The organism is Sphingorhabdus profundilacus, assembly GCF_009769755.1.
Classification (GTDB): Bacteria; Pseudomonadota; Alphaproteobacteria; order Sphingomonadales; family Sphingomonadaceae; genus Sphingorhabdus_B; species Sphingorhabdus_B profundilacus.
The window spans coordinates 856,244-870,123 of record NZ_SDWJ01000002.1 but is presented as its reverse complement, the minus strand read 5'-3'; the positions used below and the strand labels follow the sequence as shown (position 1 = coordinate 870,123).

The 13,880-nt window shown below is 55.5% G+C and carries 16 protein-coding genes; 4 read left to right on the top strand and 12 right to left on the bottom strand.

Going from position 1 to position 13,880, the window contains the following annotated elements:
* Positions 1-11: 11 nt before the first annotated feature.
* The 3 genes from EUU23_RS11920 to EUU23_RS11910 form a co-directional block, all read right to left on the bottom strand.
* Positions 12-869: a fimbrial biogenesis chaperone gene (locus EUU23_RS11920; protein WP_246156444.1), complete on the bottom strand. Its 858-nt coding sequence runs from the start codon at positions 867-869 to the stop codon at positions 12-14.
* Between the two features lie 188 nt (positions 870-1,057).
* Positions 1,058-1,552 carry a DUF4402 domain-containing protein gene (locus EUU23_RS11915; RefSeq protein WP_160354307.1) on the bottom strand — a complete coding sequence of 165 codons (495 nt, stop codon included), beginning with the start codon at positions 1,550-1,552 and terminating at the stop codon, positions 1,058-1,060.
* 170 nt (positions 1,553-1,722) lie between these two features.
* Positions 1,723-2,196 (bottom strand): outer membrane protein assembly factor BamE, encoded by a 474-nt coding sequence (locus EUU23_RS11910; RefSeq protein WP_246156443.1) that lies wholly within the window; start codon positions 2,194-2,196, stop codon positions 1,723-1,725.
* A 111-nt stretch (positions 2,197-2,307) separates the two neighbouring features.
* Here EUU23_RS11910 and EUU23_RS11905 point away from each other — a divergent pair, with 111 nt between their 5' ends.
* Genes EUU23_RS11905 through EUU23_RS11895 form a run of 3 tightly spaced genes read left to right on the top strand, consistent with a single transcriptional unit; the run spans position 2,308 to position 3,965 of the window.
* Positions 2,308-2,832, top strand: coding sequence for a ubiquinol-cytochrome C chaperone family protein (locus EUU23_RS11905; protein WP_160354305.1), 525 nt, complete (start codon positions 2,308-2,310; stop codon positions 2,830-2,832).
* On the top strand, positions 2,826-3,356 hold the full coding sequence (locus EUU23_RS11900) for a YceD family protein (RefSeq protein ID WP_160354304.1): 531 nt from the start codon (positions 2,826-2,828) through the stop codon (positions 3,354-3,356). Before EUU23_RS11905 ends, EUU23_RS11900 begins: the two co-directional genes overlap by 7 nt.
* Positions 3,357-3,362: 6 nt before the next feature.
* Positions 3,363-3,965, top strand: coding sequence for a CDP-alcohol phosphatidyltransferase family protein (locus tag EUU23_RS11895; RefSeq protein WP_160354303.1), 603 nt, complete (start codon positions 3,363-3,365; stop codon positions 3,963-3,965).
* A 215-nt stretch (positions 3,966-4,180) separates the two neighbouring features.
* Here the strand turns inward: EUU23_RS11895 and EUU23_RS11890 are convergent, their stop codons facing one another.
* From EUU23_RS11890 to rho, 8 genes are all read right to left on the bottom strand, one after another.
* Positions 4,181-5,116 carry a ParB/RepB/Spo0J family partition protein gene (locus tag EUU23_RS11890; RefSeq protein WP_160354302.1) on the bottom strand — a complete coding sequence of 312 codons (936 nt, stop codon included), beginning with the start codon at positions 5,114-5,116 and terminating at the stop codon, positions 4,181-4,183.
* Entirely contained in the window at positions 5,113-5,892 is a 780-nt protein-coding gene (locus EUU23_RS11885; protein ID WP_160354301.1) for a ParA family protein, read from the bottom strand. The genes EUU23_RS11890 and EUU23_RS11885 overlap by 4 nt, the downstream gene beginning before the upstream one ends.
* A complete protein-coding gene (rsmG, locus tag EUU23_RS11880) occupies positions 5,889-6,554 on the bottom strand; it encodes a 16S rRNA (guanine(527)-N(7))-methyltransferase RsmG (RefSeq protein ID WP_160354300.1) in 666 nt (221 codons plus the stop codon). The genes EUU23_RS11885 and rsmG overlap by 4 nt, the downstream gene beginning before the upstream one ends.
* Complete coding sequence (gene mnmG / locus EUU23_RS11875) at positions 6,551-8,431, bottom strand: tRNA uridine-5-carboxymethylaminomethyl(34) synthesis enzyme MnmG (RefSeq protein WP_160354299.1); 1,881 nt, start codon at positions 8,429-8,431, stop codon at positions 6,551-6,553. The genes rsmG and mnmG overlap by 4 nt, the downstream gene beginning before the upstream one ends.
* A gap of 65 nt (positions 8,432-8,496) precedes the next feature.
* Complete coding sequence (mnmE, locus tag EUU23_RS11870; RefSeq protein WP_160354298.1) at positions 8,497-9,789, bottom strand: tRNA uridine-5-carboxymethylaminomethyl(34) synthesis GTPase MnmE; 1,293 nt, start codon at positions 9,787-9,789, stop codon at positions 8,497-8,499.
* Positions 9,790-9,798: 9 nt separating this feature from the next.
* Entirely contained in the window at positions 9,799-10,059 is a 261-nt protein-coding gene (locus EUU23_RS11865) for a DUF6489 family protein (RefSeq protein ID WP_160354297.1), read from the bottom strand.
* Positions 10,060-10,118: 59 nt separating this feature from the next.
* The gene (locus tag EUU23_RS11860) at positions 10,119-10,871 is read right to left on the bottom strand and encodes a YjbE family putative metal transport protein (RefSeq protein ID WP_160354296.1); all 753 of its coding nucleotides are present in this window, start codon (positions 10,869-10,871) and stop codon (positions 10,119-10,121) included.
* An 18-nt stretch (positions 10,872-10,889) separates the two neighbouring features.
* Positions 10,890-12,146: a transcription termination factor Rho gene (rho, locus tag EUU23_RS11855; RefSeq protein WP_158901520.1), complete on the bottom strand. Its 1,257-nt coding sequence runs from the start codon at positions 12,144-12,146 to the stop codon at positions 10,890-10,892.
* Between the two features lie 388 nt (positions 12,147-12,534).
* Here rho and EUU23_RS11850 point away from each other — a divergent pair, with 388 nt between their 5' ends.
* A complete protein-coding gene (locus EUU23_RS11850; RefSeq protein ID WP_160354295.1) occupies positions 12,535-13,404 on the top strand; it encodes an OmpA family protein in 870 nt (289 codons plus the stop codon).
* A 32-nt stretch (positions 13,405-13,436) separates the two neighbouring features.
* On the opposite strand, the gene EUU23_RS11845 is transcribed toward EUU23_RS11850, so the two are convergent.
* Positions 13,437-13,880: a CopD family protein gene (locus tag EUU23_RS11845; protein ID WP_160354294.1), complete on the bottom strand. Its 444-nt coding sequence runs from the start codon at positions 13,878-13,880 to the stop codon at positions 13,437-13,439.

The following is a 13,880-nucleotide window of genomic DNA, read 5'->3' as shown; positions in this document are numbered from 1 at the left end:
CCACGGGGGCGCTATGGCAGGACGGTGCGGACCTGTGCGATCAATCCGCCACCGGCTTCGGGGGCTTCATAATAGGAAATGACCACTTCGCCGCGCATCTTCGCCGCCACATCAGGGGTAAGGGGGAGGGATACGATACGGCTGGTGATTTCGGGATAGATGGCAATGCCCTTGGCCACCGAAATCGGTTCGGATTGACCGGGTTTGGTGACATGAATTTCACCAAATATTGATTTGTTCCCCTGACGTGCCATGTCGAATTCCAGCGTAGGGCCTTCATTGTCCTTACCGATGCGGACATTGGTCAACGCTGCGGTTCCCTGCAAATTGCCTTTGCGGACGATGACCGGAATGCTGATTCCGTAAATGGGAATAAGCTGGATTCGCAAACTGTTGCCGGCATCTGTGGTGCCGTCTGCGGCCGGGGTCTTGGGAATGGCGCGAAACAGCATATGTGCGCGATATTCGCCATCGGGCAGCGCATCGATCGCCTGCAGGCCGATGCGGATCGACTGCGGTTGATTGGGGGGCAGGGTTACGCGGCGCGGGGCGTAGCGGATGACATCAAGCGCGGATTTTTCCTTGTCATTGGCCGCGACCGCATCAACATCGTCCAGCCGCCCCTGATCGTTCATCCGCCGCAGTTCAAGCGTGATGCGATAGGTCGCCTCTTCATCGCCAATATTGTTCAGGATCACTTCCGTCCCGCGCCTGCCATCCAATATAACGCGCGTCGGCGCGATCAGCAGATCGCCTGCTGCATAAGCAGGCGGCGCGAAAGCTGGTATAGCTAACCCTATCAGGGCACCGCCCAAAACGGCCCGGGCGGCCAATATAGGGCGCGCTAAAGTCAGCCAGGTCCACATCATAATTCCCCATCCACTCAGTGTGCGCGGAATTCGGTCTGGTCACCTGTCCGCGCAGGTCCATATGCGGGCATGGCAGAATATGGTTACCATCAAGCTAACGCCTGTGGAATCAGGGCGAAGAAAAACCCCCGGCAGGGGTGCTGCCGGGGGTTCTCTCTCCTTATCGCGCAATTGGATGCGCGAAGGTTTTACTGGTAATCAGCCGAAACATTATAGGTTCCGGTATAGGTACCTGCGGCCTGGTTTGCACCAATCGCCAGCGAACCACCAACGAAGAATACTTCGGCGGCACCGGTCGACGTGAACGAGGTGATCGAAGGAGCAAGCGTCAGCGCAATGCTGTTCGCGCCCGAGGTCAGCGTTGTCGACGCAGGAACGGTAACGCCTACAACATAACCCGATGTTGCACCGCTAACGGTAAAGCGGCCGCGCAATGCTGTACCAACGCAAGTAACGCCTGCCGAGCAGGTGCGTGTGTTCGATGTGTTCGGCAATGTAACCGTACCGGCTGCAGCGCTTGATGCCACAACGCCAAAATCAAGCCCATCATTCTGTGCAAGCTGCACAGCGGCAAGAATATCAACTTCGGCAGTTGCGGTCTGGGTAGCGGCACTGGCACCGGTCGAAACCAAAGCGGCAGCTGCGATTGCGCCAGCAATGGCGATTTTCGACTTGTTCAACATATACTGGTCCTTCGTGACAAAATCAAGTTAGAATGCCCCACTGCATTCACCATCGCTTATGCACGCCAAATCATAAGGCTTTGCTGCCTGTCATGGTTAACGAAAACATAACATGCAGCGGCCATATTCGAATCAGAATGAACGTAAAAAGCCGCGATGCGACCCTTCGCTTAATTAGGGCTGTTGGGGGTACTGCCCTGACCGCCGCCAGCACCAACAGAGCCGATATTGCCGAATATTTCTTCAAAAAAGCTTTTGTTGCGGCCCAGCGTTGGCGTTTTGTCGCCTTCAGGGCTGATATTGGCGATCAACTCTTTACCGGTTTTCGAAACCGATGCGACATTGCCGGCGGGATCGAAACGTATTTTCAGAACAAATTGCTCAGTGGCCGTCGGCTGGGCAAAGGCGAGCTGGCGTGTGTCTCGGGCGTAATAATACCAGTCATTAGCATCGAACTGCCCCACAAAAGTCGGACGTCCAAGTGACGCCTGCACCGATTCCTTGTTATCCACACCCGGTTGTACAGACCCTAATAAGGTCTGGTCACCAATATACCCCTGATGCGCGCGCAAGCGTGTACAGCCCGGGGTGATTGCCAATATGGCAGCCAAGGCGCCCAGAACCATGATTTGCGACTTGCGCATAAACTTCTCCGCTATTGTACGAAACTCAGGCTGTGCCATTGCATCCTTGGCCCGCAATATCAATATGCAATGGCAGATGAATATCGGATGAGTAGAACGGAAACGGGGCACATGGCTTTTTGGAAAACTATCTTCGGTCCCGCGCAGGCCGACCCGAAACTGCAACTCGTGCCGCTTTATACCCAGATTGTCGCCAAAGCACGCCAGCCGCACTGGTATGAAACAGGGCAGGTCCCGGACAGCATTGATGGGCGTTTCGACATGATCGCCGCCTTGTTTTCCTTGGTTCTGCTGCGGCTGGAACAGGATGAAGCCCAAGGCGGCAATATGGCGCATCTAACCGAAGTCCTGGTTGACGATATGGACGGGCAATTGCGCGAGGTTGGTATTGGCGACATGATCGTGGGCAAGCATATCGGCAAGATCATGGGCGCTGTCGGCGGTCGAATCACTGCATTTCGGGAGGCGTTTGCAGATAAAGACCGGCTGGATACAGCGATAATACGCAATATCTATCGCGGCGGCGACGTGGACGCGGCGGCAATAGCGCATGTCCGTGACGGTCTTGTCGCCATAGAACAAACTCTGTTTCGAGTAACACCTGATGATTTAGCGACGGGCAATGCGTCATGGTAACAGGCAGCGAATTCAGTCACGAACTCAAGATTTCGGAACTGGGCGGTAAAAAGCGCAGCATCCATCTGTCCGCCAATGAAGCGCAGCGCGCAGCTCTGGCAAAAAGGTTCGATCTGGCCGCGCTGGGCAAGCTGGAGGCCGATTTAACGATGACCACCGAAGGGTCAGACATTTTTGCATCAGGTCAACTGGTCGCCCAACTGGCGCAAATCTGCGTTGCGACCGGCGAGCCCGTTCCGGCGGACATTTCCGAACCGATGGTCATCCGCTTCATTCCCGAACCCCGGATCGAAGAAGAAGCGGAGTTTGAGCTGGCTTCCGAAGATTGCGATGTCATGTTCCACGATGGCCAAATAATCGACCTCGGCGAGGCTGTGGCGCAGTCGCTGGGCCTTGCACTCGATCCCTATCCCCGCAGCCCCCACGCCGACGAACTGCTCAAAGCGGCGGGCGTCAAGGGAGAGGATGAATCCGGTCCTTTTGGCGCGCTCGCCGGGCTTAAGGAAAAGCTGGCGAAGAAATGACCCACGATGTTTGATACGCAACTGCGTAAACTGGTCGACCGACCCTTGCAATATGTGGCTATTCGCGTGGCGCGCGCCGGGCTTTCGGCCAATAGCCTGACCTATTCAGGTGCGCTGGTGGCATTGGCCGCGGCTTTGGCGATTTTGGGAAACCACATGCCGTTGGCGCTTGGCCTGATCGCCGCAAGCCGGACGCTTGATGGTCTGGATGGCGCAGTTGCCCGCATCAACGGACCCACGGCATGGGGTGGTTATCTCGATAGTCTGGCAGATTATGTATTCTACATTTCGATTCCCGTTGCCTTTGGCTTGGCCAATGGCGCAAATCTCGTGCCAGCACTGCTTTTAGTAGCAAGTTTCACGATCACCGCCGTCAGTTTCCTCGCCTTTGCCGCGATCGCCGCGTTACAGGCGCAAAGCGAGACTGGTCTCGATCGCAAAGCCTTTCTTTATTCCACCGGCCTGATGGAGGGCGGAGAAACAATTGCCTTTTTCGCGCTCTTTTGCCTGTTTCCGACATATTTCCCGATGCTGGCAAATGCCTTTGCACTTCTTTGCCTTCTGACAGTAGCGCAACGACTGGTAATGGCAGCCCAACGATTCAAGTGAAAAAGAAGGTGCATGATTTTGGGTGAAGAAATCTTCCCTTCCCGCCTGCGGGAAAGGAGTGAGACTTGCGAACTTGTTCGCTAGCTACAGCGGTGCGGCTTAATTCCAATCTCGGCGCTTTTTGCGAAACCCGAAAACATCACGCGGGCCTTTGCGGAAAATATCCATCGTCTCCTTGACTCCCAAGCAAACCAATCCCCATCGCCTTTGAATCGTCAGAATTTTTCCCCGGTCAGCCGCTGGCACAGCATGTCCAGTTGATCGAGGCTGCCATATTCAAAGGTGACTGACCCGGCGCCGGTTGAATTGCGCTGGTTGATTTTCACCTTTAGTCCCAAAAGGTCACCCAAATGGGTTTCTACCGCATGGATATCGGCACTGTCGGACCCTGCCGACCGGGCCGACCCTCCACCAGCGCCGGGCTTGGCCGGACGCCATTTTTTTACCAGCGCCTCTGTCGCACGAACCGACAGACCCTGTTTGATGACAATCATCGCCAGCCGGACAGGGTCTTCACTGCCCAAAAGCGAACGGGCATGACCCATCGACAATTTCTCTTCGACCACCAGTTCCCGAATCGTGACAGGTAAATCCAGCAGTCGCATCATATTAGCCACATGGCTGCGTGATTTGTGCACCAGATCCGCCAGCGCTGCAGCGCTATGCCCGAATAATTCGGTCAGCTTGCGATAGGCCTCCGCCTCTTCAATCGGGTTCAGATCCTGCCGCTGGATATTTTCCAGAAGCGCGATTTCTAATGTTTCGGCATCATCAAAATCGCGGACAATCGCCGGCAATTCATGAATCTGTGCACGCTGCGCTGCGCGCCAACGGCGTTCGCCGGCAACAATCTGATAGCCTTCACCGAAAGGTCGGACAACAATCGGCTGAATTATACCATGGCGGCCAATACTTGCCGCCAGTTCGTCCAGTTTTTCATCCGAAAAATATCGACGCGGTTGATCGGGGTTTGGCCGGATGTCGCCCACCGCAACTATTGCTACCCCCTTTATGACCGAATTTGCCACAGGCTTTGGTGCTGCATCCGGCGCTACATCGCGAATAGCTTCCCCCAACAAGGCGTCCAAGCCGCGACCCAACCCCATTTTCTTGCGTAAGGGTGCTTTTTCCAATGCGTCTTCCGGACTCATGCCGCCATTTCCCGTGCAGGCAAGCGTCCGATCAATTCGCGCGCCAGATTGATATATGCTTCTGACCCCGAACAGCGATGGTCATAAACCAGTGCAGGTAGTCCGTGACTCGGCGCCTCTGACAAGCGGACATTACGGGGAATGACAGTATCGAACACCAGACCGCCCAGGCAGCTACGTACGTCATCGGCGACCTGATCGGTAAGCCGGTTACGTCGGTCAAACATCGTCAATGCCACGCCTAATATGGCCAAATTGGGATTAAATCGTTTTTGAATGCGTTCAACCGTCTGTAATAATTGACTTAAACCTTCCAGCGCAAAAAATTCGCATTGCAAAGGCACGAGGATTGAATCCACCGCAACGAGCGAATTGATCGTCAACAACCCCAGCGACGGCGGACAATCGATCAGACAGATATCCCAATTTGCATCCGATTTATCAAACGCGGATTTCAGGCGACCGGTCCGGTCTTCATATTCCACCAACTCTATTTCGGCACCGGACAGATCGACAGTTGCAGGCACAATATCGAGATTGGGAATCATCGTAGGTATGGCAGCATCTTTCAAAGATGCATCCCCCAGAAGAAGATCATAGCTGCTATGCACGCGTTCGGCTTGTTTCAACCCCAGCCCTGTTGATGCATTGCCCTGCGGGTCTAGATCCACCAAAACACAGCGCCAACCGCTTGCGGCTAAAGCTGTCGCAAGATTGATAGCGGTTGTGGTCTTCCCCACACCACCTTTCTGGTTCGCTATTGCAATTCGAATCATCGTATCTGATGCCTCATGACCGCCGCAGCGGTGTGTTTTTCGCCTTTTCCGGTCAAATGCCCGACCAATATGCCCGCCTCGGCATCAGTCACACTCGACTCGATCCGGAATTCCCCTTTCCAGACCGATTGAACCCCTTCCCATTCCTTAGCCGCATTCCGGCCCTTTGGTAACAGCCATAACGTCTTATTTGTGGAAAATCTTTCGGCAAGATCGAACAACTTGTCCAAAGGGGCAAATGCCCGTGCACTGATGACCGAATATGAAGCAGTTTCAAAACGCTCCAACGGCATGCCTGCAACAGTGACCTGCAATTCCAGATCAAGCAAGGCAATGGCGCGCTGGAGATATTCGATCCGCCTTCCACGCGATTCCACCAAGGTTACCCGATGCGGGCTAAGCAAGGCAACGACCAACCCCGGAAAGCCAGCTCCGGAACCAAGGTCTATCCATGTCAGTGGACCGTCGGGGCAGAAGCGCAAAAGCTGTGCACTGTCGACAATATGGCGATCCCAGATATGATCCAGAGTCGATGCGGAGATCAGATTCTGACTCTCCGCCTCGCGTTTCAAAAAGGCGATAAAGGCTTCAAGCTTTTCCTCTGTTTCACGTGAAACAGTGAAATGCTCTTCCAGCCAGTGGCGGGCTTCGGCTTCGATCATGCGGCCACATCTCTGATCTGCTGTGCCCGTTTGGCATGGACCATGATTGCAACCAACGCCGCCGGAGTGACACCGCGGACCCGTGCGGCCGCCGCCAGATTTTCCGGACGTGCTGCATCCAGTCGCTCCACCATCTCGTTCGACAGACCCGCAATAGAACGATAGTCGATCCATTCAGGCAGCAGGACCTTTTCATTTGCGGCAATATCGCGAATTTCATTCTCTTGCCGCTCGATATAAGGGGCATAACGCCCGTCCTGCTCCAGCTCATCCAGCAAGGTCTCATCCCCGTCCCATGTTGTTTCACGTGAAACAGCCAGAAGGTCCCGGACGGTCACCGAAGGAAAGCGGAGCCACTCATAGAGCGACATCCGGCCTGCATCGCGCTTCACATCTAGGCCGTGACGTAGCAATTGGTCGGCTGAAAAATCCCGGGCGAAATCGGCTTCCAGGGCCTGCTTCTCCCACAAGCGCTGGTTAAACCAAAGCGTACGTTCTTCGCCTACACATCGCGATTGCAAGGCCAAAGGCGTCAACCGGGTGGACGCATTGTCAGCGCGAAGCCGCAAGCGATATTCGGCACGTGCGGTGAGCATCCGGTATGGCTCTGTGACGCCCTGCAGGATCAGGTCATCCACCATGACAGCGAGATAGCTGTTCGACCGGTCCAGTGCAGGCATTTCACGACCCAAAAAGCGCGATGCTGCACCGATACCAGCGATCAGACCTTGTGAAGCCGCCTCTTCATAACCCGTTGTGCCGTTGATTTGTCCGGCACAGTAAAGACCTTCAATGCCCCGGACTGCGAGACTGCTATCCAGCGCGCGTGGGTCTATATGATCATATTCCACGGCATAGCCGGGGACAACAATCTCGCACTGCTCAAGACCGGCCATGGACCGCACCATGGCCATCTGGATATCGGTCGGCAACGATGTGGAAATGCCGTTGGGGTAGATCAGGAAGCTGTCCAGAGCTTCAGGCTCCAGAAATACCTGATGTCCGTCGCGATCCCCAAAGCGGAAGATCTTATCTTCGATAGAGGGACAGTAACGCGGCCCCTGCCCCGCAATGTCCCCACCAAAAAGCGGCGACCGGTCCAAACCGCTGCGGATGATATCATGGGTTTCGCTATTGGTACGGCTGACGGCGCAGAAAAGCTGCGGGATATGGCGGCGCCCTGTGAACGGCGACATGGTCCAGGACCCATCGTCGGACGGCTGCACATCCAATTGGGCCCAATTTATGGTCCGGCCATCCAGACGTGGAGGTGTGCCGGTTTTCAGGCGGGCCATAGGTAAACCTGAGCCGCGAATCTGGTCTGCCAGCTTGAGGGCCGAGGATTCGCCTATCCGGCCTCCTTCCAGACGCTCTTCCCCTCGAAACAATTTTCCACCCAGAAACGTGCCCGTCGCCAATATGACGGCGGAGCAGCCAATGCTGCTGCCATCCGCTAGGTCGACACCGACAACGCGCTGGACATTGTCCGGTGCAAAACGAAGCGCCGCTGCCTCGCCTTCGACGATCGTCAAATTCGGTAAAGCTGCCAACTGGCGTTGGATGGACGCCTTGAACAGGGCACGATCGGCCTGAATACGTGGCCCCTGCACTGCCGCCCCTTTGGAGGCGTTGAGCATCCGGTAATGGATCGCCGCATCGTCGGCAGCGCGCGCGATCAGTCCATCAAAGGCGTCCACTTCACGGACCAGATGCCCCTTGCCCAGGCCACCTATGGCCGGGTTGCAGGACATGGCGCCAATGGTTGCCTTGTCGAAATTGACCAGAGCAACACGCACACCCATCCGCGCCGCAACCGCTGCGGCTTCGGTGCCCGCATGGCCTCCGCCAATAACCAATATGTCGACATCACTACGCATGGCGCGCGCATAGCGCAGCGCGACGGCGCGGTCAAAGTGGTTGGGGGTGTTTCACGTGAAACAGATTATTTTCCGACGCAGAATCGGCCAAAGAGCGTATCAAGCAGGTCTTCGGTGTGCGCCCGCCCTGTCAACGCATCCAAAACGAGGCGTGACTGACGCAGATGTTCGGCAGTGATCAGCCAGTCTTCCGCTGATGCGGCTTGGGCCAGTGCGGTGACACATTGGGCTAACAGGTCGCGTTGACGGGCATTGGTCGCATACTGATCCGGCGGGGGCAATAGCTCCTTGGCCGTGTCGGTCAGGGTGGCGACAAGTTCCGCTAGTCCTTCTTCGGTCTTCGCGGAAACCTTCACGGCTCGTGAACCCTTACGCTGATGGGCGGGATCATCTGCCTTGGCCTCGATCTCCACCAGATGCGGACGGTCGGGTCCTGTACCCTCTTCCCCCAGCCATAACAGGATGTCGGCGCTCTCCATCGCGGCCCGGGTGCGTTCGATACCGATCGCTTCGATCCGGTCGTCGCTTGCGTCACGAAGGCCCGCTGTGTCGAGAAACAGGAAGGCCATGCCACCGATCGACACCGGCACCTCAATCACATCGCGCGTAGTGCCGGCAATATCGGATACAATAGCCGCGTCACGGGCGACCAGCGCGTTGAGAAGTGTCGACTTGCCGCTATTGGGCGGGCCGCCCAGCACAACACGCAAGCCATCGCGCAATTTCTCGACTCCTGGGGCCTCGACCAAGGTGCGGATGGCGTCATGAAGCTTCTTGCAACCTTCTGATATTTTGTGATTATTTTGCGTCTCGACATCCCCTTCGTCGGAAAAGTCAAGCTCCGCTTCAGTCAGTGCCGATAGGACAAGCACCTCCTGCCGCCATTGCTCGATCCGTCGGGAAAAGGCCCCTCCCATCATCGCGCCCGCGGCCCGGCGCTGCCATTCGGTTTCAGCAGACAAAAGGTCGGCCAGCCCCTCGGCTTCATTCAGATCCATCCGGCCGTTCAAAAAAGCCCGCCGGGTAAACTCCCCTGCCTCTGCAGGCCTCAGGCCTGGAAACGCCGCAAGCGCGGCAGACACGGCACGCACCACCGCCCGTCCGCCGTGCAGATGCAGCTCCACCAGATCCTCCCCCGTCGCGCTGTTTGGGCCGGGAAAGACCAAAACAAGGGCGCGATCCAGCTCCATCCCTGCTGCATCGCGCAGCAAAGCCAAAGATGCCCGTCTCGATTCCGGAACACGTCCCGCCAAGGCCTCGGCTGCACAAAAGGCATTAGATCCGCTTATCCGCATCACCGCAATAGCCGCAGGCGGAGCGCCACTCGACAGCGCGAAAATCGTGTCCGTGGCGCGCATTTTTTCGGGTTATTTCTTGTCCTTTGGCGATACACCAGAAAAGGCAGCTTTCGCCCCTGTTTCTATCAGCTGCTGAAACAGTTGAAGACCCATCTGCCCCATCGGCGCGATTTGCTTGCCCAATTCCTGCAATTGCTCAATCCCGCCTGCGCCTTTCATCAACTTGGTGATATTCTGCACATAGGCTTCATTTGCCTCGGTCACATCGGGCAAGCCCAGCAGGGCGCGTGCTTCTTCGGGTGAGCAATCAATCTCTATATTCATCTTCATGGGCGCTGGCCCTCCTTCCTCTTCCCTCGAACCGGCATCACTATAGAGCCTATGCCGTATCAAGCAATTGCAGAGAAAAAGGGCAGCATGGATGCCATTTCCATCACATGGGGCTGTACTTCATGCCAGCCCTCCCAGATCATCTTGCCGGCGACATAGACAATCACGACCAGACCGACCCATGCAATCCAGCGGTACCGTTCGATATATTGGGCAATGATGTTCGCGGCAACGCCCATAAGCGCAACTGCAAAGATCAGGCCGACGATCAGGATACCCGGATGCTCCCGCGCAGCGCCCGCTACTGCGAGCACATTGTCGAGGCTCATTGAAACATCGGCTACGGCAACGCCCCAGGCGGCCCCCGCAAAGGTCTTGGTGGATTTAACGCCTGAATGTTCATCACCGGCAATTTCCGGCGACCCGGCGGATTCTCCCGCATGGCCAGCAATATCGCGGTACATCCGCCACGCCACCCACAACAGCAACAAGCCGCCCGCAAGTACCAAACCGACAATTCCCAACAGCCATGTAACCATCAGCGCAAAGATGATTCGCAGCACCAGGGCGGCAAGCACCCCGATCAGGATGACTTTCTTGCGTTGGTCCGCAGGCAACCCCGCCGCCAAAGCGCCGACGACAATCGCATTGTCGCCGGCCAGCACGAGATCGATCAACAACACCTGCACAAAGGCTGTAAAGGCCGCCGGTTGGCCGATGTTGGAGAAATCCTTGACGATGGCAGCCCAGATTTCGGTTGGCCCACCCAAAGACGAAGCGGCACTCGCGGTCGCAGTCAGAAATTCAAACATAATATCCAGCCTTATGTTTTACTGGTTCATCGAATCGAAGAAATCCTCATTGGTCTTCGAATCCTTCATCTTGTCGAGCAAGAATTCCATCGCGTCGACGGTACCCATCTGCATGAGAATACGGCGCAGCACCCACATTTTCTTGAGCTTACCTTCCTCAACCAGCAATTCTTCCTTGCGGGTGCCGGATTTGCCGACATCAAGCGAAGGGAAGATACGCTTGTCGGAAACCTTGCGGTCAAGCACGATTTCCGAGTTCCCGGTGCCCTTGAACTCTTCGAAGATAACCTCATCCATGCGGCTGCCGGTGTCGATTAGCGCAGTGGCGATGATTGACAACGACCCGCCTTCCTCAATGTTCCGCGCCGCACCAAAGAAACGCTTTGGCCTTTGCAGCGCGTTGGCGTCGACACCACCGGTCAACACCTTACCCGAGCTGGGGACGACGGTATTATAGGCGCGGCCCAGACGGGTGATCGAGTCGAGCAGGATGACGACATCATGCTTATGCTCGACCAGACGCTTTGCCTTTTCAATCACCATTTCAGCAACTTGAACATGGCGCGTTGCCGGTTCATCAAAGGTGGAGGAGACAACCTCCCCCTTTACCGAACGCTGCATGTCGGTCACTTCCTCAGGCCGTTCGTCAATCAGCAACACGATCAGAAACACCTCGGGATGGTTATCGGTAATGGCGCGGGCAATATTTTGCAGCAGGACAGTTTTACCGGTGCGCGGCGGCGCCACGATCAGCGCGCGCTGGCCCTTGCCTTGCGGGCTAACGATGTCGATGACCCGGGCCGACTTGTCCTTGACGGTGGGATCTAGCGAATCAAGCGTCAGCTTTTCATCGGGGTATAACGGTGTGAGATTGTCAAAATTGACACGGTGCCGCACGGCATCGGGGTCGTCAAAGTTGATCTTCATGACCTTGGTCAGGGCAAAATAGCGCTCGCCATCCTTGGGCGCGCGGATTTCGCCTTCGACCGTATCACCGGTCCGCAGGCCGAATTGGCGCACCATATTTGGCGACACGTAGATATCGTCCGGTCCGGCCAGATAGTTGGCCTCGGGCGAACGCAGGAAACCAAAGCTGTCGGGCAGTACTTCGATCGTGCCCAGACCCATGATTTGCTCGCCATCTTCGGCCAATTCCTTGAGAATGGCGAACATTAGGTCCTGCTTTCGCAGTGTCGAGGCACCCTCGACCCCCAATTCTTCGGCCATCGACACGAGATCAGCAGGGTTTTTGCTTTTCAGCTCTTTCAAATGCATAGATAATTCCGTTGACGGACCCTAAAGTCCTGATGATGGATGAGCCAGCGGCTCGGTCGGTGAACCGGTTTCAAAAAGCAACCGGTAGAAGAGGAAAATCGGTAGCGCGGTTGTTAAACGGATCGCGCCTCACGCCCAGGACGGGCTTAGCCGATTAAATAGTCTCGAAGGCAGCTCACGTCAACTCTCTAGGCCGTGAACGGTTAAATACACTATTTGCGAACCCCCCATTCCCACGGGTTCGTTAACGGTTGGCCGCACCTTGCGGGCAGATTAACCGCACAGACCATCATCCAGCCATCGGCATTCATGTGTCAGAAAGGTTCAACAGGGAAGGCTTGGAACCGGATAAAAATATAAACGACCATGTTAGAATGAAGGAGTATTTATGCACATCAATACGAAAAGGGTGGAGTTAACCGCCCTGTTTGGCATGTTATGTGCCACATCATCCACCATTGTGGTGGCACAGCAACCTGCCGACCCCACAATTATTGTCGAAGGCACACCGATCGAAGATTTTGCCACCTTGGCTAAAGGCCCAGAAATAAAAGGGATTATTTCGGCTAGAAACGGTGACAAGATCAAAATCACATCCACAAACGGTGCCAGCACGATCATCATCGTCACCGACGCCACTCAAATCAAAACAGGCGGCGGCCTTTTTGCCGGAAATCGCAACAAACTTGCACCCAATGCGTTACTCAATGGGTTGCCGGTGACGGTAAAGACATTGCAATCCGGATCCGGATTAGTTGCCAGCCAGATCACATTCCGCAACAATGATTTCAAGACAGCCACGATGATCCGCAATGGAACAGCGCAGCAATTTGACGAACAAACCGCTGCCACTGAAGCACTGCGCGGTCGTATGGGTGATATCGACAAGTATAACATCAAAGGTACGACCAACGTCTATTTTGACACTGGAAAACACATGTTGTCGCCACAAGCCAAACAAGAACTTTGCGCCACCGCAAATACGGCAGAAGCAACAGATAATGCCCTGATGCTTGTCGTTGGCTACACCGATTCTGTCGGCAGCGAAGAATATAACCAGACCCTTAGCGAAAAACGCGCCAGCAGCGTTATCAACTATCTGCAACAGGCATGTCGCTGGAAACCCTACCGGATGCTGACCCCGACCGGAATGGCCGAATCCGATCCACTTGCCAGCAATGACACCGAAGAAGGCAAGGCACAAAACCGCCGCGTTTCGGTGAATATATTGGTAAGTAAAGGTCTGGACGGACTTTAGGAAAAAACCGGGGTGGGTTTACGCCCGCCCCTTCAAAATGGCTTTGCCACCACTAGGATGACAATGATCGCCGTCGCTACACCCGGCACTTCATTGAACAGGCGTAATTGTTTTCCCGTCAGGGTTCGTTCGCCCCGCGCAAGCTTTTTGGCATAGCTGACCGCCCAGCCATGATAAGCCGACAAACCAAGAACGAAGAGCAGCTTGGCGTGGAACCATCCATCGGCCATCGCGCCGATATGCCAGGCGAGCAACAGGCCAACGATCCATACCACAACGATCGATGGATTCAGAATGATTCTGATCAGCTTGGATTCCCGGTCCACCCATTTGGCGGCTTCTTCAGAATCCTCAGCGCTTTCCTGATGATAGACGAAAAAGCGCGGAATCATAAACAGGCCGGCCATCCAGAAAATGACAAATATGATGTGCGCGGATTTGAGCCAGATATAAAGCATAGAGATAATTTCCGTCAT

Bases quoted from the DNA above. Each gene is read 5' to 3' on its own strand.
- EUU23_RS11905 (WP_160354305.1), top strand. From the start codon at position 2,308: ATGGCTTTTTGGAAAACTATCTTCGGTCCCGCGCAGGCCGACCCGAAA.
- EUU23_RS11865 (WP_160354297.1), bottom strand. From the start codon at position 10,059: ATGAAGATGAATATAGAGATTGATTGCTCACCCGAAGAAGCACGCGCC.
- EUU23_RS11885 (WP_160354301.1), bottom strand. From the start codon at position 5,892: ATGATTCGAATTGCAATAGCGAACCAGAAAGGTGGTGTGGGGAAGACC.
- EUU23_RS11910 (WP_246156443.1), bottom strand. From the start codon at position 2,196: ATGCGCAAGTCGCAAATCATGGTTCTGGGCGCCTTGGCTGCCATATTG.
- mnmE (WP_160354298.1), bottom strand. From the start codon at position 9,789: ATGCGCGCCACGGACACGATTTTCGCGCTGTCGAGTGGCGCTCCGCCT.
- EUU23_RS11915 (WP_160354307.1), bottom strand. From the start codon at position 1,552: ATGTTGAACAAGTCGAAAATCGCCATTGCTGGCGCAATCGCAGCTGCC.
- EUU23_RS11860 (WP_160354296.1), bottom strand. From the start codon at position 10,871: ATGTTTGAATTTCTGACTGCGACCGCGAGTGCCGCTTCGTCTTTGGGT.
- EUU23_RS11890 (WP_160354302.1), bottom strand. From the start codon at position 5,116: ATGAGTCCGGAAGACGCATTGGAAAAAGCACCCTTACGCAAGAAAATG.
- EUU23_RS11895 (WP_160354303.1), top strand. From the start codon at position 3,363: ATGTTTGATACGCAACTGCGTAAACTGGTCGACCGACCCTTGCAATAT.
- rsmG (WP_160354300.1), bottom strand. From the start codon at position 6,554: ATGATCGAAGCCGAAGCCCGCCACTGGCTGGAAGAGCATTTCACTGTT.
- mnmG (WP_160354299.1), bottom strand. From the start codon at position 8,431: ATGCGTAGTGATGTCGACATATTGGTTATTGGCGGAGGCCATGCGGGC.
- EUU23_RS11920 (WP_246156444.1), bottom strand. From the start codon at position 869: ATGATGTGGACCTGGCTGACTTTAGCGCGCCCTATATTGGCCGCCCGG.
- rho (WP_158901520.1), bottom strand. From the start codon at position 12,146: ATGCATTTGAAAGAGCTGAAAAGCAAAAACCCTGCTGATCTCGTGTCG.
- EUU23_RS11900 (WP_160354304.1), top strand. From the start codon at position 2,826: ATGGTAACAGGCAGCGAATTCAGTCACGAACTCAAGATTTCGGAACTG.
- EUU23_RS11850 (WP_160354295.1), top strand. From the start codon at position 12,535: ATGCACATCAATACGAAAAGGGTGGAGTTAACCGCCCTGTTTGGCATG.
- EUU23_RS11845 (WP_160354294.1), bottom strand. From the start codon at position 13,880: ATGACGGAAATTATCTCTATGCTTTATATCTGGCTCAAATCCGCGCAC.